Raw genomic sequence first — 17,820 nt, 5'->3', positions numbered from 1 at the left:
GGCGCAAAACCGGCCTCTGCTATACGGCACATAGGTTTTGCCGTAAGAGGCCTTATATAATGTCCGTCGACGCCGCTACCGTCCGCCGCATCGCGCATCTGGCGCGCATTGCGGTTTCCGAGGGCGAGGTTCCGCATCTGCAGGGCGAGCTCAACGCCATGCTCGCTTTCGTCGAGCAGCTCTCGGAGGTCAATGTCGAGGGCGTGGAGCCGATGACCTCGGTCACCCCGATGCAGATGAAGAAGCGGCAGGACGTGGTCGACGACGGCGGGATCGCCGACGATATCGTTGCCAACGCGCCCGCGACCGAAGGTCACTTCTTCCTGGTGCCGAAGGTCGTTGAATAAACAGGTTAGGTCCGATGTGCCTGCTTTGCGACGATGAGAAGGCCTATCAGGCCTACATGAACTACCTCGACAAGATGGAGCGGCAGGGCAAGGCTGCCGACCCCAATGTCGCCGTCAATGCCGTGCTCGACGAGCTCGAGGCGGCCGCGAAAGCCGCCGCCAAAAAGGACGACCCGGCCGACGACAAGACCCTGTCTCCGTTCTTCTGCAGCCCGATCAATAAATGACCGATTTGATATCGCTGACGCTCGCCGAGGCCCGCAAGGGTCTCGCGGCAAAAACTTTCACGTCGCTCGAGCTGACCGATGCGCATCTTTCCGCGATCGAGAAAGCGCGCGTGCTCAACGCCTTCGTGATGGAGACGCCGGATCAGGCGCGCGCCATGGCGCGCGAGGCGGACAGCAAGATCGCCAAGGGCGATGCGGGCCCGCTCGCCGGCATCCCGCTCGGCATCAAGGACCTGTTCGCGACCAAGGGCGTGCGCACCACGGCGTGCTCGAAGATCCTCGGCAATTTCGTGCCGACCTACGAGTCCACCGTCACCTCGCAGCTCTGGCGCGACGGCGCGGTGATGCTCGGCAAGCTCAACAATGACGAGTTCGCGATGGGCTCGGCGAACGAGACCTCGTGCTTCGGCCCCGTCGGCAATCCCTGGCGGCGCGAGGGCAGCAACACCACGCTGGTGCCGGGCGGCTCGTCCGGCGGCTCGGCCTCGGCCGTGGCGGCGCTGCTCTGCATGGGCGCTACCGCGACTGATACCGGCGGCTCGATCCGCCAGCCGGCCGCGTTCACCGCGACCGTCGGCATCAAGCCGACCTATGGCCGCTGCTCGCGTTGGGGCATCGTCGCCTTTGCCTCCTCGCTCGACCAGGCGGGCCCTATCGCGCGCAGCGTACGCGATGCCGCGATGCTGCTGCGCTCGATGGCCGGCCACGATCCCAAGGACACGACGTCGGTCGATATCCCCGTGCCGGACTACGAGGCGGCGATCGGCAAGTCCGTGAAGGGCATGAAGATCGGCATCCCCCGGGAGTATCGCCTCGACGGCATGCCGGCCGAGATCGAGAAACTGTGGAGTGAGGGCGCGGCGTGGCTGAAGGCGGCCGGTGCCGAGCTGGTCGAGGTGTCGCTGCCGCACACCAAATACGCGCTGCCGGCCTATTACATCGTGGCGCCGGCAGAGGCCTCGTCCAACCTGGCGCGCTATGACGGCGTGCGCTACGGCCTGCGCGAGCAGGGTAAGAACATCATCGAGCTCTACGAGAACACCCGTGCGGAGGGATTTGGCGCCGAGGTGCGCCGCCGCGTCATGATCGGCACTTACGTGCTCTCGGCCGGCTATTACGATGCCTATTACCTGCGCGCGCAGAAGGTGCGCACGCTGATCAAGAAGGATTTTGAGGACTGCTTCGCCAAAGGCGTCGACGCCATCCTCACCCCGGCGACGCCGTCGGCGGCCTTCGGCATCGGCGAGAAGGGCGGCGCCGACCCGGTCGAGATGTATCTCAACGACATCTTCACGGTGACCGTGAACATGGCGGGCCTGCCCGGCATCGCGGTGCCCGCCGGCAAGGACGTGCAGGGCCTGCCGCTCGGGCTGCAACTGATCGGCCGTCCGTTTGACGAGGAGACGCTGTTCTCGCTCGGCGAGGTGATCGAGCAGGCCGCCGGCCGCTTCACGCCCGCGAGGTGGTGGTGAATGTCGCCGATTTCATCGCGAGCATCGGTGGCGCGGCGCCCGCGCCGGACCTGAACGCGCCGCTCGCCGGCCTGTGGTGGGCGGCGAAGGGCGACTGGGACCGCGCGCACAAGATCGTCCAGGACGAGAGCAGCCGCGAGGCCGCCTGGGTGCATGCCTATTTGCACCGCGTCGAAGGCGATCTCGGCAATGCCGGCTATTGGTACCGCCAGGCCGGCCAGCCGGCGGCAAAGGATTCATTGGAAGCGGAGTGGGAGCGGATCGCTGCCACGCTGCTCGGGAGCAGGACATGAGCACGGCCACGCACAAGCTTCTCAAGGGCTCAACTGGTGACTGGGAGATGGTCATCGGCATGGAGATCCATGCCCAGGTGACCTCGAACGCCAAACTGTTCTCGGGCGCATCTACCGCTTTCGGCGGCGAGCCGAACAGCCACGTCTCGCTGGTCGACGTCGCGATGCCGGGCATGCTGCCGGTCATCAACGAGGAATGCGTCAGGCAGGCTGTCCGGACCGGGCTCGGCCTCAACGCGCAGATCAACCTGCGCTCGGTGTTCGACCGCAAGAACTATTTCTATCCGGACCTGCCGCAGGGCTACCAGATCAGCCAATACAAATCGCCCATCGTGGGCGAGGGTGAGGTAATCATCGATCTCGACGGCGGCAAGACGGCCACCATCGGTATCGAGCGGCTGCATCTGGAGCAGGATCCCGGCAAAATGCTGCACGACCGGTCGCCGTCGCTGTCCTACATCGATTTCAACCGATCTGGCGTGGCGCTGATGGAGATCGTCTCGAAGCCTGATATCCGCGATGCCGAGCAGGCCAAGGCCTATGTGACCAAGTTGCGCTCGATCATGCGCTACCTCGGCACCTGCGACGGTGACATGGAGAAGGGATCCTTGCGCGCCGACGTCAACGTCTCCGTGCGCAGGCCCGGCGCGCCGCTCGGCACCCGCTGCGAGATCAAGAACATGAACTCGATCGCCTTCATCGGCCAGGCGATCGAGTATGAAGCGCGACGCCAGATTGAGATCCTGGAGGACGGGGGCGAGATCGAGCAGGAGACGCGCCGGTTCGATCCCAACAAGGGTGAGACGCGCTCGATGCGGTCGAAGGAGGAGGCGCACGACTATCGCTACTTCCCCGACCCCGACCTGTTGCCGCTGGAGTTCAGCCAGGACTTCGTCGACGCGCTGAAGGCGAAGCTGCCGGAGCTGCCGGACCAGAAGAAGGCGCGCTTCGTCGCCGATTTCGGCCTCTCGGCCTATGATGCGAGCGTGCTGGTCGCCGAGCGCGAGAGCGCGCTGTTCTACGAGACGGTGCTCGACAAGCTCGCCAACCGCGCGCGCGACGGCAAGATGGCGGCGAACTGGGTGATCAACGAGCTGTTCGGCCGTCTCAACAAAGAAGGCCGGGATATTACGGCCTCGCCCGTCAATGCCGGGCAACTGGCTGCGATCATCGACCTGATCGGCGAGGGTACTATCTCGGGCAAGATCGCCAAGGATCTGTTCGAAATCGTCTGGCAGGAGGGTGGCGATCCCCGCGCGCTGGTCGAAAGCCGTGGCATGAAGCAGGTCACGGATCTCTCAGCGATCGAAAAGGTGGTCGACGACATCATCGCGGCCAATCCCGACAAGGCGGCGCAGGTGAAGGACAAGCCGCAATCGCTCGGCTGGTTCGTCGGCCAGGTCATGAAGGCATCCGGCGGCAAGGCCAACCCGCAGAGCGTCAACGACCTGCTCAAGTCCAAGCTCGGCGTCTAAGCCTGACCCATTCGAACGAGGTGACGGACGCGTTTCGTCACCTCGCTTTTGGTTCTCGCTGCGACGCTCGCGCGCATCCTCGACGGCAAACTTCATCCTGATCGACGGCGATGCGGCGGGGCGAATCGCCGCCGCGCGATTCGCCCGAAACGGCGGCTTGAACGCGCTCCGGCGAGCGCCCGCGCCGTTAAGCATGAAAATATTTTCGTTGCCAAAAATCGCGACTCAGAGTCCGCGAAACGCCTTTGCGAGGCGACCGCACGATTGTCGATGCGCATCGCTGCGTTGGTCGCGCGCGATACGCGCGTGCGAAAAAATACTTGCTGCATAGTGTTTTCGTGCAATCGCATCGTTCGCGAACGTCGGCGATGCGAGCGCTCTGCATGATCGCAAGTGCACGTCGTACGAAGCGCCTGCGTCGCGCCCGCCAAGCGCAGGCGCCTTGCTGCGTCAACACTTCTTTAAGCGAGAAGCTGTTTTTTTCTTCGTGTTGGTGTATTCGGGATGAGTGCATTCGATCCCCGAGTGCACGCAGCGATTAAAGCCATCTCACACATCGGAGGGCAACATGGCCAAGAAAGCGAAGAAGGCGAAGAAGGCGAAGAGCGCAGTGAAGAAGACTGCGAAGAAGACCCGCAAGGTCGCGAAGAAGAAGAAGTAACTTCGCTTCTGAAGTTGCCGGCTCCAGATAGCCGGCACGTCATCAGCGCCTCCTAGAGGTTCTGGTCGACGATAGAGGGTGTCGGCGAGACATCAGGTCAACGGTCGGACCGTTCTCTTTCGCGGTCCGGCAGAAGAAACGAGTTTTCTTCGTTCGGTGCGGTTCTCCTCAAACGGGCTCCGCAATTTCACGACAGGCCTTCGGGCCAAAGTGGAATCTGGTCCTGACGTGTTCGCCGACGCCCTCGTTCCCTTGAAGCCGGGGCATTGCCGGCATTCCTCCCCCTCACATCGTTGATTTGATCGCGTCGCGTCCGAGCGCGCTTCTGTCGTGCCGGCTTGATCGCTTGGCTTGGAGAGGCAAGGCGGCCCGTGGCGTGATCGCGCGCCGTTTCGCCCAGCGGTGTCGCCGCCCGGCTCCGACGGGCCGATCCAGCACGCGCGGCTTGTCGTGGAACGATTGCGGCCGCTGGAATACTCGGTCACCCGCCTGCCACCTTCGCCGCTTCGGCGGCCCGAGACCGCATACCGTGGAAGCCTTGGCGTAGCGAGGGCGCGGGTGACGCCAGTTGAAGAAAAGCAACCACATGACCTGCGCCACCGCGCGCGATGGTTATCGATGTCCTGAAATCCCAAGGTAAACCGAATCTGACGAATGACAGAAGTCCCTGCGAATCATGGACTTCTTGAATTCTCGGCGCAGGAGGCGCGCGCCCGCGTTTACGTCTGCTTCATCGCGATGCTTAAACTGCCATTCAAATTTGCCCGCCATCATCGCCTCCAACAAGCCGGCAAACGGCGATGGGGAAGAGTTGAACAGTGCACCGTCCCGGGACGGGTCATGCACATCAGAGGTTGGACGGGAGCCGCGCTCGGGGGACGAGGCGGCATAAGAACAAAGGGGATGCGTGATGTTTCAGGGTACTTTCGATCTGGAGACGGCGACGCCGGTCGATGCGAGCGCGCTGTCGGACGTGCTGTTCGAGCGCGGGATCTATTGGGCGAGCGGCCGCTCCGGCATCGTCGATCTCGTCGCCGCGCACAAATGGTTCAATCTCGCCGCGCTGAAGGGCCGCAAGGACGCTGTGGCGCTGCGCCAGGAAATCGCCGGGCAGATGTCGGAGACCGAGATCTCCATCGCGCAGCGTGAGGCGAGAGCCTGGGTCTGCGCGCACTGAGCGTCACTTCGGTTGGGAACCGGACCTTGACCGGGCGGCGCCATCGCGCCGCGGCGGCTTCAGGTCGAGGTTTGCACGGCAAACGAGGCCGGCGCTTCGCCGGCGCAATGCCTGCGCCAGATTTCGTCGAATGCCTTTTCGATATCCCGCGTCATGCGGACAGTATCGAAAAGCGGCCAAGTGGTCCGGCGCGCCGCCAGCTTGCTCCTGAGCGCGACGCGAAGTTCGGAATCGTGCGCGATTCGAAGTGCCAAAGCCTCATATTCCTCCAGCGATCGCGTCACCAGCTCGGGAAGGCCTACGGCGTTCAGGAGACTGGCTGCAACGCGTCCGGCAAAAGTGGTCCCAAGGCACGTCAGGACCGGCAAGCCGGCCCACAGGGCGTCGCTGGCCCCGGTGTGGGCGTTGTAAGGCAATGTGTCCAGGAACAGATCGGCAACCTGGTGGCGCGCCAAATGCTCCTCAGCAGGGACGCGCGGAGCGAACACGATTCTCTCGGCGACAATCCCCCGCGCAACGGCTTCGCGCTTGAGATTCTCCATGGCGACCGGGTCACCATCTAGCAGCCAAAGGACGCTTCCGGGGGTCTTGTCGAGCAGCCGCATCCAGACGCCGAACAACGGGGGCGTGATCTTGGGGCTTCTGTTGAACGCGCAGTAGACGAACGCATCGTCCGCCAGTCCGAGCTGGCTCCGGCTCGGTGGATTTGACGGGAGCGGTCGCTTCGCGTCGGTCGCCTGGTAGCTATTGGGAAGATAGATCACCTTCTCGGCGTAATAAGGCTGCTCTGCTTCGGGGATGACGATCCGGTCGGCCATGAGATAGTCGACATAGGGGGCGCCCATCGTGCCGGGAAAGCCGAGATAGCTGACCTGGATAGGAGCCGGCCGGCGCGCAATGATTTTCGGCCGCGCACCGGCGGTGAAGCCGCCGAGATCGACGAGAACCTCGATCCCGAGCTGGCCGATCAGCTTGACGACGTCCTCGTCGGCGAGATCGCTGACATCTTCAAAACGTTCGAATGCGGCCCTCAGGCGGTTGCGCATCTGGCTGTCGTCGTCGGGCCCGTGGGAGATAGCGGTGACGTCGAAGCGCTCGCGGTCGTGCGCCTCGAAGATTCCGGCCATCAAATACGCGGTGGCATGACTGCGAAAATCGGCCGACATGTACGCGATCCGGAGCCGGGACGCCGGTCTCGGCGTTCCGGGCCTGGCGGCACCCCCGTCGGGGGTCACCTTGGCGACATAGGCCTTCGCGCAGGTCAATTGGCGTGCAGGCGATGAGGAGACATGAAAGAAGGTGAAGGGGTCGACCGGCACGCCTGCCTCGGCAGCGTCTTCCATAGTGGCCTGTTCACGTTCGAAGCTGCTCCAGTCGGCGCGCTTCCGCTTGCAAGCAACGAGGTTGCTCAGCGCAAACGGGAACGTCTTATCAAGTGCGACCGTTCGTTCCAGAGCCACGATCGCTTCGTCGTCTCGCCCCAGCTGGCCAAGAACCTCAGACAACGCGAAATGGTTCTGTGGGTCGGCCGGTGCAAGCTCGATGGCGCGGGCGTAGCTGTCACGCGCTTCCTCGAGTCGACCAAGCTGCTGCAACGCGCTGCCTCGGTTGGCGAACGCGGCGCTCGACGGTGCGATCGCAATGGCGCGATCAAACTCGGCTATGGCGTCGCGAAGCTGCTGCCGTGCAATGAGGATCGCTCCGCGATTGAGATGCGCGTCCGCGAAGTTCGGAGCCAGGGCGATTACTTTCGCAAGCCAGACGAGCGCATCGTCCGGCTTGTCCAGCGCGCGCAGCACGTTGGCATAGTTGAAAAGAACGTCGGGATTGCCGGGGTCGACGCGTGCAGCCTTCTTCAGCAAAGGCTCGGCATCCGCAAAATGGCCGCGCTGGGCGTGCAACAGCCCCAGCATATGGAGCGCGACGGCATGCGTTCTGCTTCCCTTCAGAATGGTCGTGTAGGCCCGTTCCGCTTCCGACAGATTGCCCGAACGGTGCGCCGCAATTGCCTGGTCCAGAATAGCTGACGGATGGAGTGAGGAGGGGGCCGAGGCTCCCTTGTTGCGGCCTTGTTGCGACATGCAATGGGTTCTCGACCCGACGTAGGGGGGTCTGTGCTCGGGCGAAATGGTGCAAAAACTCTAGTCACCTTTGCCGGCGAGAACAACGGCCGCGCCGCCTGCGCTCATTCGCACGGGCGGACGCGCTTGCGCTGGAGCAAGTTTCCTCTTCATGGCGTCGCCTAGAATCCGACGGCATGAGCAACCAGGCTACGAATGGACGATGGCTGCCGATTCAGATCGCTCCCGACGAGTGCGACCTGGAACTCGGGCGTCTGCACAAAACAGGTATTGTGCCATGGTCCTTTCCATGCCGGCGTAAGGGCGGCATCTGGTTCAATGTTTGGGCCGATGAGGCCGTGCTGATAGCGCCCTCGCATTGGCGGGTCTGGCGATCCGGCATTTAGGTGGGGGCTCACATATATAAGGAGCGCGCGAATCGCGCGGGCTCGCCGCCCTCATCCTTGTGCGGAACTTTCGTACCGGCGTCGCCCATCGCCTTCCGCTGGACGCGCGCAGCGACCTTGATTCTGCTTCCGGGATTCTGGGGTAGCGGAGAGGGAGGGATTCGAACCCTCGATACAGCTTGAGACCGTATGACGCTTTAGCAAAGCGTTGCCTTCAGCCACTCGGCCACCTCTCCGGTGCGAGCCTTATGCATCTATTTGCTCGGGCTGGTCAATTTGGAAGCGCGTGTTTTCGCTCGAATATTCCCAGTGATTTGCGAAACCAGACGGGTTTGCGCTCGGATCAGGGCGTGGCGCTGAATTTTCGAGGAAATTCAAAGGTGCAAAGAAGGACTAGCACCTCTGCGTCCTCGCTCGCCGAGCTGTCCGGCCCGATTATCCCGCCAGCCGTGACTTCCATATAGAGAGTGATGGCGAGCCCCGGCCGGCGGAGGTATTTGCAGGCTGCCTGGGTCAGTTTGCGCGGCGGGGAGGCGGGTCGATGCCTGCCCACTGAGTCTCCTTCTGATTCCACGATTCGAGCGCCTCAAAGCTGGCTCAAGCCGAGCTCTCGCGCGCGGCGCCTCATGTGCGGAACTTTGAGGGCATTTGGAACCGCTCCGAAAACTTCAATGTAAACAATGCGTTACGAGAGCGGTTTGATCACATCTGCGTGTTATTTGTGCAACACCCGTTGGAAAACACGCTGCACCGGCCCGTTTCGGAGCGTTCTCTTGTTGTGTGTGCAAGGACGTTCGGTAATTGTGACTGAGCGACGGAGGGGGGCATCCCGAGGTCGTCCCGTTTAGGTCATTCGCTTAAGTCCCTCGCGTTCATGCGGGTGTGTCCGAAGACGCGAAGGGGCCGAAAGCGGTGATTTAGAGGGGGTTGGGGAATTGGCCGTCCGGTCAGTGACCTTCCCTGAAGAGCAACTTGGAGGTTTAACATGAAGTTGGTTAAGAGCCTTTTGCTCGGCTCAGCGGCGGGTCTGATCGCCGTGGGCGGAGCTCAGGCAGCCGATCTCCCCGTGAAGGCCAAGGCGGTCGAGTACGTGAAGATCTGCTCCCTGTACGGTGCTGGATTCTACTACATCCCGGGCACCGACACCTGCATCAAGTTCGGCGGTTATCTGCGTGCCGACATGCTGTTTAACACGAACAGCGACTACGGCATTGGCCAGGGTGCTCCCGGCGGCGCCAACAACCGTCTGGACAACTACTACCAGACCCGCGCTCGTTTGGACTTCACCATCGATACCCGTACGGCAACCGAGTACGGCGTGGTCCGCACCTATGCCGATACGGTCTTCAGCTGGGATTCGACTTCCACGACCTTCAGCAGTCCCTCGACCATCTCGACCGGTTCGGCTTCGCTCGGCCTCTACCATGCGTTCATCCAGTTCGCTGGTTTCACCTTCGGCCGCACCGTCTCGATCTTCGACGCACCGTGGCAGAGCTATCCGGCTGGCGGTCCCGACTTCCTTCCGGGCGGCAGCAACAACGTCACCGGTGTGAACCAGGTCGCCTACACGGCTGATTTCGGCCAGGGCATCACGGGTTCGGTCGCGTTGCAGGATATGACGACCGCCGCTGGCGGCCAGTCCAACCTCTGGAACGCGAGCGTGACGGGCGTTGCCGGTGCAGTGGGTGGCTTCGCCACGACTGCAGCTGCGGGCGCTGCCTTCATCCAGGGCATCTACGGTGTCAACGATTGGGGTGGCACGCGCATGCCCGACATCGTCGGTCAGGTTCGTGTCGATCAGGCTTGGGGTCTGTTCCAGATCTCGGCGGCGGCGCACGAACTCCACTCGGCTTATTACGGTACGACGGAGCTCACGGGTCATCCGTCTGACAAGTGGGGCTGGGCGGTGCAGGGTGCCTTGTCGATCAAGAACATCCCGACCGGCGCGGGTGACTCGATCAACTTGCAGGCGGTCTACACCGACGGTGCTTCGCGGTACAACTTCCAGAGCCTGTTCCCGCAGACCATCTTCATCTACGGCGGCAGCGGCATCGCTTATCAGAGCATCGGCTTTGCCGGTATCGCTGATGGCGTGTTCGGTTCCGGTCTCGGTATCGAGACCGTCAAGACTTGGGGCTTCCGCGGTGGTTATACCCACAACTGGTCCCCGAACTGGGCGTCGGGCATCTATGGTGCTTATGCTTCGCTCCGCTACGGCGATCAAAGCAAGGCTCTGATCTGCGCCAACTTCGCTGCTGCTCTGGCCCCCGCCGCTGGCTCGACCTGTAACCCCGACTTCAACCTTGCGGTTATCGGCGGCAACTTGGTCTGGACTCCGGTCAAGGGTCTCGCCTTCACGGCTGACGTGAGCTACGTCTGGCTCGACCAGAAGCACTCTGGCGTTGTCACGGGCGCCAACACGGCCAACCTGGCTGTTGCCAAGCCCGCAGCCACCTACGAGCTGAAGGATCAGGGCAACCTGCAGATGCTCCTGCGCGCTCAGCGCAACTTCTAAGATCGACCCTAGGTTGATCCATGAACCCCGGCAGGAAACTGCCGGGGTTTTTCTTTGGAGCGTAGCGCTTCGCCTAACGTGCGGACCTTGTTGGCTCGCAAGCTGGAATGTCGGCAAAGTGCTATCAAACTACCATCTCATGCCCTTCCACTCCTTGAAGGCATAGGTCGGGTTGAGACCGCAGGCATCGATTGTGCCCGACGCGGTCGCCATGCACTGGCTGTAATTGGACAACTGGCAGTTGCCAGGATTCTCCCAACGCCGTTCTTGCAGGCAATAGCGATCCTGGATGCCGGTTACCTGTGGCTGGGCAGGATGGCGGTTCTTGCCGAAGGGGGGAGCCGCCGGTCGCGAGGCCCGACGAGATCACGGCTGCGAACAGGAACGCACCGACCACGCGCAGCGTGACACGTTCCCAGCCTTGTGAGGCATAAGCTAACCGGCGCGTGGAAACGCTTGGCGCAATTCTATCGTCAGGTCGCTGGTGCCGTCGACGAATCCTGCCGAGCCCTGCCCAGCAACCAGGCTCTGATTCTAACGGACCATCGACGCCCGTTACTGCACGCTGACCGCGCCGCGGCGCAGATCGGCTTCGATCTGCAAGCGGGTGCCGCCGCCGAAACGGGCGCGGTAGACTTGAAGGTTTTCCATGATCCGCTGCACATAGTTGCGCGTCTCGGAGAACGGAATCAGCTCGACCCAGTCGACCGCGTCGACCTTGGGGTCGCGCGGATCGCCGTAACGCTCGACCCACTTCTTCACGCTGCCGCGGCCGGCATTGTAGGCGGCGAAGGTCATGATGTAGGAGCCGCGATAATCCTCGAGTAGTCCACCGAGCTCGGCCGAGCCGAGCGTGGCGTTGTAGACGGAGTCGTTCTTCAGCCGCCCCAGGTCGTAGGTTGCGCCGTGGCGCCTGCAGACGTAGCGGGCGGCATCCGGCGTCACCTGCATCAGCCCGTAGGCCTGCGCCGGCGAGACCACCGACGGGTTGAACGCGCTCTCCTGCCGCGCAATCGCATAGATGATGCTGCGTTCGACCTCGGGGCCGATCGGCGTGAACTGAGGGATGCCGTTGACGGGGTAGGCGTAGAAGTCGAACGGGAGGCCGCGGTTGAGCGCGGCCTTGCCGAGCAGCAGCATGCCGCGCGCGTCGCTGTAGCGCTGGGTGAGCTCGCCGAGGCCCGCGAGCGCCTCGGGATCGCCGTTCTCGCCCATGTCGGCGAGCAGCGGTATCGCGAACTCGCGCTCGTCCAGCTCGTAGAGCAGTTGCGCGGCGCGCACGATCTCGAGCCGCTCGGCGCCGCGACCGCGCGGCTGGCTGTTGAGCTCGATCTGCGGCAGGCCGAGCTTTGCGCGCGCGAGCTGGCCGTAATAGCTGGTCGATTGCTCGGCCGCCCGCGCATAGGCGTTGCGTGCCTCCTGCTGGCGGCCCATCGCCTCGGCAGCGCGGCCCTGCCAATAGCCGGCACGCGCCAGAGCGGTGGGATTGACGCTGCCGACGCCGATGCGAGCAAAATGCTGGGCGGCGGTCGCGGGATCGTTGAGGAAGCGCAGCGCGATCCAGCCGGCGGTGAACTCCTGCTCGGTCTTGTAGATGTCGCGCGAGGGCAGGGCGGCGTCGCGCGCGATCAGATAGGCGCTGCGGAATTCCTCGGTGTCGATCATCTTGCGCGCCAGGAGGCGCCGCTCGATCCACCATTCGTCGAGATTGTGGAGGCGACCCGGATCCTTCGGCGCCGACAGCATCAGCTGGGCGGCTTCAGTGAACTTCTCCTCGCGGCGCAGCAGCTGGATCTTGCTGAAGATGAAGCCGGGATCGCCGTGCAGCTCGCGCGGCACGGCATCGAGCAGCGCCCGCGCGTTCGGCGCTTTCTTGACCGCGGCGATGCGGGCCTTGGCGAGCGCGACATAGCCGGCGCCGAGACGCTTGGCGGCGCGTAGCGCCGCCTCGTTCTCGCTGCCGTAGAGCAGGTTGTCCATCCGCGCTTTCTGGTCGCCCGGCGTGAGCAGGGCGCCGAACTGGTCGAGTGCGTTGTTCTCGGTGTCTTCCGACATCGGATCGGCGCGCCAGGCGTCCCGCACCAGCCGCTCGGCATTGGCGCGGTCGCCGCGCGCCAGCATCGCCCTGGCGAGCGTGAAGCGGCCCTTGGCGGAGATCGGCGACTCGTTCTCGAACCACGACCACGCGACCGACTCGTCGCGCCTGTCGTCCCACATCGCGGCCTCGAGCCGCCGGCGCAGGAAGGTCTGCGACGGCCAGCTCGGATTGGCTGAGAGGAAGGCGCGATAGCGTTCCACGGTCGCGCCGTTGTCCTCGCTGCGCAGGATGATCCATTCGGCGAGCTTTCGCGCGACCGGATCGGAGATGCCGGCCGCGGCATTGGTGGCGTCGCCGGCCTTGCGCTTACGCACGAGCTCGATGACGCTCTCCAGGGTGTCCTTGTCAGCCTGCGACGTCGACGATGTCGCAGCGACGGCGGCCGGGATGACCGGCTTGCGCGGCGCTGCATGCTGGCGCGTTGCAGGCGCCAGTATGGGAGCTGCGGCCGGTCTGGCTGGGGCCGGCGCAGTCGGTTTGACGGTGGCAGTCACGGCCGGGGCGGGGGCTGCCTTGGGCGGCGCGCCGCTCGCAGTCGGCGCTGCCTTTGGCGCGGAAGCAGGTGCCGTGGCAACGGGAGCGGTGGCCGCAGGCTTGGGTTTGTCTTTGGGCTTGTCCTTCGCCGGTTCCTTGCTGGCGTTCTTGCCGGCGTCCGGCTTCTTCGCGGCGTCCTTGGCGGGGGTGCCAGGCGTACCCTTGCTTGCGGCCTTCGCGGCGTCCTTGCCGGTTCCCTTGGCCGTATCCTTCGCCGTTTCCTTGGTTGATCCCTTGGCCGAGCCATTCGCGGCGTCCTTGGCTGCTGGCTTGGCGGGATCCTTGGTCTCCGCGGCCGTCTCGTTGGACTTGGCGAATGCGGCACAGTCCATCGACAGCCCGGCCATCAGGCACAATGCCATACCCAGGGATCGCCACGCGGCAGATGCAAAGGAGGTCACGGCGTTTCGTCGCCCCGAATCAGTGAAGTGGCTCAAGACCTAGCTGAATTTGCTTGAATATGCGGAGAAAATACCAACAGCCGCTTACCTCGGGCCGATTTGCACCAGCACCGCGGCAAAATCGCGGCCTAAACCCAGCCTGGCACCGACCCCGGGTCTTTTACCGGCCGGATAGACCCGATATGAAGGGGCTTGCTCAAGAGATCGCCGCGTACGGAGGAAGTCCATGGCAGCCAAGACGAAATTCCGAGGGTCGTTCACCGCCTTGGTCACCCCGTTCAAGAACGGCTCGCTCGACGAGGCGGCGTTTCGCTCCCTGGTCAACTGGCAGATTTCCGAGGGCACCAACGGCCTCGTTCCGGTCGGCACTACGGGCGAGAGCCCGACGCTCAGCCATGACGAGCACAAGAAGGTCGTGGAATGGTGCATCGCTGAAGCCAAGGGCCGCGTGCCCGTCATCGCCGGCGCCGGCTCCAACTCGACCAAGGAGGCGATCGAGCTCTCCCAGCACGCCGAAAAGGCGGGCGCGGACGCCGTGTTGATCGTCACGCCCTATTACAACAAGCCGACGCAAGAAGGCATGTACCAGCACTTCAAGGCGATCAACGATGCGATCGGCATTCCGATCATCATCTACAACATCCCACCGCGCTCGGTGATCGACATGTCGGTCGACACCATGAAGCGGCTGTGGGAGCTGAAGAACATCGCCGGGGTCAAGGACGCCACCGCCAGCATGGTCCGCGTGTCGCAGCAGCGCGCGGCGATGGGCGAGGACTTCAACCAGCTCTCGGGCGAGGACGCCACCATCATCGGCTACATGGCCCATGGCGGCCATGGCTGCATCTCGGTGACCTCGAACGTCGCGCCGCGCCTGTGCTCGGAGTTCCACGCCGCCTGGCAGAAGGGCGACACCAAGGCGGCGCTCGCGATCCACGACAAGCTGATGCCGCTGCACAACAACCTCTTCATCGAGAGCAATCCGGCGCCGATCAAGTACGCGATGTCGCTGCTCGGCAAGCTGGACGAGACGCTGCGGCTGCCGATGGTTCCGGTGTCCGAGCCGACGCGGGTTGCCGTGCGCAGCGCGATGGTTCACGCAGGTCTGGTCAACTGACGCATTAGCCGTTCGGGGGAGCCTTTCATGAGCGTGGAGGAAAAGGGCGCGCGGATGCTCAAGGAGTTCCGCGAGTTCGCCATGAAGGGCAACGTCGTCGATCTCGCGGTCGGCGTCATCATCGGCGCGGCCTTCGGCGGCATCGTCACCTCGCTGGTCGGTGACGTCATCATGCCGATCATCGGCGCGGTCACCGGTGGCCTCGACTTCTCGAACTACTTCATCCCCTTGTCGAAGGCGGTCACCGCAACCAACTTGGCGGATGCCAAAAAGCAAGGCGCCGTCCTTGCTTACGGCAGCTTCCTGACGCTGACGATCAACTTCATCATCGTCGCCTTCGTGCTGTTCCTGGTAATCCGCGCCATGAATACGCTGAAGCGCAAGGAGGAGGCGGCACCCGCTGCTCCGCCAAAGCCGTCGGCCGAGGTCGAGCTGCTGACGGAGATCCGCGATCTCCTCAAGAAGTGACGCGTCCACTTCATCTGAACTGTTAGAATCCGAGCGCATCTCGATCAGGTTTGCCCGTCATGGCCGATAAGAACGAACGTCCGATCAAGGTGATGGCGGAAAATCGCAAGGCGCGTTTCAACTACGCCATCGAGGACACGATCGAGGCGGGCATTGCGCTGACCGGCACTGAGGTCAAGTCGATCCGCAACGGCAAGAGCACGATCGCGGAATCCTATGCCGATTCCAAGAACGGCGAGATCTGGCTGATCAACGCCACCATTCCCGAATACCTGCAGGGCAACCGCTTCAACCACGAGCCCAAGCGGCCGCGAAAGCTGCTGCTCCACCGCCGGCAGATCAACAAGCTGATCGGCGCGGTCGACCGCGAGGGCATGACGCTGATCCCGCTCAAGCTTTACTTCAACGAGCGCGGCCGGGCCAAGCTGCAGCTGGCGGTTGCGAAGGGCAAGAAGCTGCACGACAAGCGCGAGTCCGAGAAGAAGCGCGACTGGAGCCGGGAGAAGGGCAGGCTGCTGCGGGCGAGGGGATGACGAGATGAATCAACGGAACCTGCTCGAGGTCGACTGGAGCCAGATTCCCGCGCCTTCCGACGATGGCGCCGCCGCGCATCTCGAAGGCATGACGTTGCCGCCGATTGGCCTGCTCGCGACCGACGACACATCGGTCACCCTGTCGGCTTTGCGCGGCCGCACCGTGGTGTTCGCCTATCCCCGCACCGGCGAGCCCGGCAAGATCGCGCTGGTCGACGATTGGGACATGATCCCCGGAGCGCGCGGCTGCACGCCCCAGACCTGCGCCTTTCGCGATCTCTACGCCGAGCTGAAGGCCGCCGGCGCCGCGCACGTGTTCGGCCTCTCGACCCAGAGCAACGACTATCAGATCGAGATGGCGTCGCGCCTGCATCTGCCGTTCCCGGTGCTTTCGGACGAGAAGCTGGCGCTGACGCGCGCCTTGAACTTGCCGACCATGGAGGTCGCGGGCCTGACGCTGATCAAGCGCCTCGCGCTTGTTATCGACGACGCCAGGATCACGCACGTGTTCTATCCGGTGTTTCCGCCCGACCGGAACGCCGGCGACGTGCTGGCCTGGCTCAAGGCAAATCCCGTCAATAAGGCGCGATGCGATTAGGATGAATCGTCATCGCGCTTTAGCTTATTGTTTGAGCATGATCTTTTCGGAAAACCGCTACGCACTTTTCCGGATCATGCTCTAGCTAATCGAGATCCGCCTTCACCTTCGCGAACACGGATCTGAACATGTCTGGCGTCAGCACGCCGGTGTTCGTGTTGTAGCGGGAGCAGTGATAGCTGTCGTAGAGCCTGAACGCGCCGGCCTGATGCACCGCGCCGTGGCCGAAGGGGGCTTGCGAGGCCTTCAAATTCAGCGGCTTGAGCACGCTGTCGTGCGCAATTCGCCCGAGCGCGACGATCGCGCGCAGCTTCGGCATCGTCGCCAGATTGGCCACGAGAAACTGGCGGCAGGTGTTGATCTCGATCGGCAGCGGCTTGTTCTGCGGCGGCACGCAATGCACGGCATTGGCGATCCGGCAGTCGACGAGTTTCAGGCCGTCGTCGGGACGCGCCTGATAGGTGCCCCTCGCAAAGCCGTATTCGATCAGCGTGGCATAGAGCAGGTCGCCGGCATAATCGCCCGTGAACGGCCGCCCCGTGCGGTTGGCGCCCTGCATTCCCGGGGCGAGGCCCACGATCAGGAGGCGGGCCTTGATGTCGCCGAAGGGCGCAACCGGCGCATTGTGCCACGAGGGCTCGCGCGCGCGGTTCGCCTCGCGGAAGGCGACCAGGCGCGGGCAGAGCGGGCAGTCACGGTCGGGAACGATTGTGAGAGGCTGGCGGCTTGACCGGGCCGCCTCACTCCTCGAAGTCGTCATCGCCCCTCGGCGCCGTCGTGGTCGCGCGCTGGAGGAATTGCGGGGCGTGGTGGCGTTCACCACGCTCGCCGCGGTCACGCGGGGCGGGGCGCTCGGACGGATCGCGGCCGAGCTTGGATTGCAGCTCGACGAGGTCGGTGAAGACGTCGGCCTGGCGGCGCAGCTCGTCGGCGATCATCGGCGGCTGGCTGGCGATGGTGGAGACCACCGTGACCCGCACGCCGCGGCGCTGGACGGCCTCGACCAGGGAGCGGAAGTCGCCGTCACCCGAGAACAGCACCATCTGGTCGATGTGCTCGGCGAGCTCCATGGCGTCGACGGCGAGCTCGATGTCCATGTTGCCCTTCACCTTGCGGCGGCCGGAGGCGTCGATGAATTCCTTGGTCGCCTTGGTGACGACCGTGTAGCCGTTGTAGTCCAGCCAGTCGATCAGCGGGCGGATCGAGGAGTATTCCTGGTCCTCGATGATGGCGGTGTAATAGAACGCCCGCAATAACGTCCCGCGGCTCTGAAACTCCTTCAGCAGGCGCTTGTAGTCGATGTCGAAGCCGAGGGTTTTCGCCGTCGCGTAGAGATTGGCCCCGTCGATGAAGAGCGCGATCTTGTTGGTAGGAGAAGGTGACATTCAGTTTGCTCGCGTAGCGTTCGTGATTGATCGTTTTTTGTTGGCGCGGCGA

Annotated in this window: 16 protein-coding genes and 1 tRNA gene; 11 read left to right on the top strand and 6 right to left on the bottom strand. The window is 63.7% G+C overall.

Going from position 1 to position 17,820, the window contains the following annotated elements:
* Nucleotides 1–59 precede the first annotated feature (59 nt).
* From gatC to I6F12_RS18550, 6 genes are all read left to right on the top strand, one after another.
* Nucleotides 60–347, top strand: coding sequence for an Asp-tRNA(Asn)/Glu-tRNA(Gln) amidotransferase subunit GatC (gatC, locus tag I6F12_RS18575; protein WP_036025530.1), 288 nt, complete (start codon nucleotides 60–62; stop codon nucleotides 345–347).
* A 14-nt stretch (nucleotides 348–361) separates the two neighbouring features.
* Nucleotides 362–574, top strand: a complete 213-nt coding sequence (locus tag I6F12_RS18570; protein WP_109143519.1) for a hypothetical protein — start codon at nucleotides 362–364, stop codon at nucleotides 572–574.
* Complete coding sequence (gene gatA, locus I6F12_RS18565; protein WP_109143520.1) at nucleotides 571–2,046, top strand: Asp-tRNA(Asn)/Glu-tRNA(Gln) amidotransferase subunit GatA; 1,476 nt, start codon at nucleotides 571–573, stop codon at nucleotides 2,044–2,046. The genes I6F12_RS18570 and gatA overlap by 4 nt, the downstream gene beginning before the upstream one ends.
* Entirely contained in the window at nucleotides 2,037–2,339 is a 303-nt protein-coding gene (locus I6F12_RS18560; protein WP_225156971.1) for a hypothetical protein, read from the top strand. Before gatA ends, I6F12_RS18560 begins: the two co-directional genes overlap by 10 nt.
* Nucleotides 2,336–3,814, top strand: a complete 1,479-nt coding sequence (gatB, locus tag I6F12_RS18555; protein WP_128265294.1) for an Asp-tRNA(Asn)/Glu-tRNA(Gln) amidotransferase subunit GatB — start codon at nucleotides 2,336–2,338, stop codon at nucleotides 3,812–3,814. Before I6F12_RS18560 ends, gatB begins: the two co-directional genes overlap by 4 nt.
* Nucleotides 3,815–5,385: 1,571 nt before the next feature.
* Nucleotides 5,386–5,652 (top strand): hypothetical protein, encoded by a 267-nt coding sequence (locus I6F12_RS18550; protein ID WP_225156970.1) that lies wholly within the window; start codon nucleotides 5,386–5,388, stop codon nucleotides 5,650–5,652.
* Nucleotides 5,653–5,711: 59 nt separating this feature from the next.
* On the opposite strand, the gene I6F12_RS18545 is transcribed toward I6F12_RS18550, so the two are convergent.
* Nucleotides 5,712–7,733 (bottom strand): tetratricopeptide repeat protein, encoded by a 2,022-nt coding sequence (locus tag I6F12_RS18545; RefSeq protein ID WP_225156969.1) that lies wholly within the window; start codon nucleotides 7,731–7,733, stop codon nucleotides 5,712–5,714.
* A 532-nt stretch (nucleotides 7,734–8,265) separates the two neighbouring features.
* A tRNA-Ser gene (locus I6F12_RS18540) sits at nucleotides 8,266–8,355 on the bottom strand.
* Between the two features lie 749 nt (nucleotides 8,356–9,104).
* Between I6F12_RS18540 and I6F12_RS18535 the strand changes: the two genes are divergently transcribed.
* Nucleotides 9,105–10,634: a porin gene (locus I6F12_RS18535; protein WP_225144645.1), complete on the top strand. Its 1,530-nt coding sequence runs from the start codon at nucleotides 9,105–9,107 to the stop codon at nucleotides 10,632–10,634.
* Nucleotides 10,635–10,763: 129 nt separating this feature from the next.
* Here the strand turns inward: I6F12_RS18535 and I6F12_RS18530 are convergent, their stop codons facing one another.
* Nucleotides 10,764–10,925: a DUF3551 domain-containing protein gene (locus tag I6F12_RS18530; RefSeq protein ID WP_345944193.1), complete on the bottom strand. Its 162-nt coding sequence runs from the start codon at nucleotides 10,923–10,925 to the stop codon at nucleotides 10,764–10,766.
* A 264-nt stretch (nucleotides 10,926–11,189) separates the two neighbouring features.
* Entirely contained in the window at nucleotides 11,190–13,613 is a 2,424-nt protein-coding gene (locus I6F12_RS18525) for a lytic transglycosylase domain-containing protein (RefSeq protein WP_225157014.1), read from the bottom strand.
* A gap of 280 nt (nucleotides 13,614–13,893) precedes the next feature.
* Here I6F12_RS18525 and dapA point away from each other — a divergent pair, with 280 nt between their 5' ends.
* Genes dapA through I6F12_RS18505 form a run of 4 tightly spaced genes read left to right on the top strand, consistent with a single transcriptional unit; the run spans nucleotide 13,894 to nucleotide 16,383 of the window.
* A complete protein-coding gene (gene dapA / locus I6F12_RS18520) occupies nucleotides 13,894–14,784 on the top strand; it encodes a 4-hydroxy-tetrahydrodipicolinate synthase (RefSeq protein WP_036015047.1) in 891 nt (296 codons plus the stop codon).
* A gap of 54 nt (nucleotides 14,785–14,838) precedes the next feature.
* Entirely contained in the window at nucleotides 14,839–15,252 is a 414-nt protein-coding gene (mscL, locus tag I6F12_RS18515; RefSeq protein ID WP_036039223.1) for a large conductance mechanosensitive channel protein MscL, read from the top strand.
* Between the two features lie 59 nt (nucleotides 15,253–15,311).
* Nucleotides 15,312–15,785, top strand: a complete 474-nt coding sequence (gene smpB, locus I6F12_RS18510) for an SsrA-binding protein SmpB (RefSeq protein ID WP_025036727.1) — start codon at nucleotides 15,312–15,314, stop codon at nucleotides 15,783–15,785.
* A gap of 4 nt (nucleotides 15,786–15,789) precedes the next feature.
* Nucleotides 15,790–16,383, top strand: a complete 594-nt coding sequence (locus I6F12_RS18505; protein WP_036025520.1) for a peroxiredoxin — start codon at nucleotides 15,790–15,792, stop codon at nucleotides 16,381–16,383.
* 85 nt (nucleotides 16,384–16,468) lie between these two features.
* On the opposite strand, the gene I6F12_RS18500 is transcribed toward I6F12_RS18505, so the two are convergent.
* Nucleotides 16,469–17,143 (bottom strand): uracil-DNA glycosylase, encoded by a 675-nt coding sequence (locus tag I6F12_RS18500; protein WP_036025518.1) that lies wholly within the window; start codon nucleotides 17,141–17,143, stop codon nucleotides 16,469–16,471.
* On the bottom strand, nucleotides 17,124–17,768 hold the full coding sequence (locus I6F12_RS18495) for an NYN domain-containing protein (protein ID WP_036015038.1): 645 nt from the start codon (nucleotides 17,766–17,768) through the stop codon (nucleotides 17,124–17,126). Before I6F12_RS18495 ends, I6F12_RS18500 begins: the two co-directional genes overlap by 20 nt.
* Nucleotides 17,769–17,820: the final 52 nt, after the last annotated feature.

The organism is Bradyrhizobium sp. IC4059 (assembly GCF_020193615.1).
In the GTDB taxonomy this organism is placed as follows: domain Bacteria; phylum Pseudomonadota; class Alphaproteobacteria; order Rhizobiales; family Xanthobacteraceae; genus Bradyrhizobium; species Bradyrhizobium yuanmingense.
Note: the sequence above shows the minus strand (reverse complement) of the source record. Positions and strands in the feature narration are given on the sequence as shown.

What these genes read in the sequence shown, in the direction of transcription:
- I6F12_RS18495 (WP_036015038.1), bottom strand. Translation starts at nt 17,768, where the DNA reads ATGTCACCTTCTCCTACCAACAAGATCGCGCTCTTCATCGACGGGGCC.
- gatB (WP_128265294.1), top strand. Translation starts at nt 2,336, where the DNA reads ATGAGCACGGCCACGCACAAGCTTCTCAAGGGCTCAACTGGTGACTGG.
- dapA (WP_036015047.1), top strand. Translation starts at nt 13,894, where the DNA reads ATGGCAGCCAAGACGAAATTCCGAGGGTCGTTCACCGCCTTGGTCACC.
- gatA (WP_109143520.1), top strand. Translation starts at nt 571, where the DNA reads ATGACCGATTTGATATCGCTGACGCTCGCCGAGGCCCGCAAGGGTCTC.
- I6F12_RS18570 (WP_109143519.1), top strand. Translation starts at nt 362, where the DNA reads ATGTGCCTGCTTTGCGACGATGAGAAGGCCTATCAGGCCTACATGAAC.
- I6F12_RS18550 (WP_225156970.1), top strand. Translation starts at nt 5,386, where the DNA reads ATGTTTCAGGGTACTTTCGATCTGGAGACGGCGACGCCGGTCGATGCG.
- I6F12_RS18545 (WP_225156969.1), bottom strand. Translation starts at nt 7,733, where the DNA reads ATGTCGCAACAAGGCCGCAACAAGGGAGCCTCGGCCCCCTCCTCACTC.
- I6F12_RS18535 (WP_225144645.1), top strand. Translation starts at nt 9,105, where the DNA reads ATGAAGTTGGTTAAGAGCCTTTTGCTCGGCTCAGCGGCGGGTCTGATC.
- mscL (WP_036039223.1), top strand. Translation starts at nt 14,839, where the DNA reads ATGCTCAAGGAGTTCCGCGAGTTCGCCATGAAGGGCAACGTCGTCGAT.
- I6F12_RS18505 (WP_036025520.1), top strand. Translation starts at nt 15,790, where the DNA reads ATGAATCAACGGAACCTGCTCGAGGTCGACTGGAGCCAGATTCCCGCG.
- smpB (WP_025036727.1), top strand. Translation starts at nt 15,312, where the DNA reads ATGGCCGATAAGAACGAACGTCCGATCAAGGTGATGGCGGAAAATCGC.
- I6F12_RS18525 (WP_225157014.1), bottom strand. Translation starts at nt 13,613, where the DNA reads ATGGCCGGGCTGTCGATGGACTGTGCCGCATTCGCCAAGTCCAACGAG.
- I6F12_RS18500 (WP_036025518.1), bottom strand. Translation starts at nt 17,143, where the DNA reads ATGACGACTTCGAGGAGTGAGGCGGCCCGGTCAAGCCGCCAGCCTCTC.
- gatC (WP_036025530.1), top strand. Translation starts at nt 60, where the DNA reads ATGTCCGTCGACGCCGCTACCGTCCGCCGCATCGCGCATCTGGCGCGC.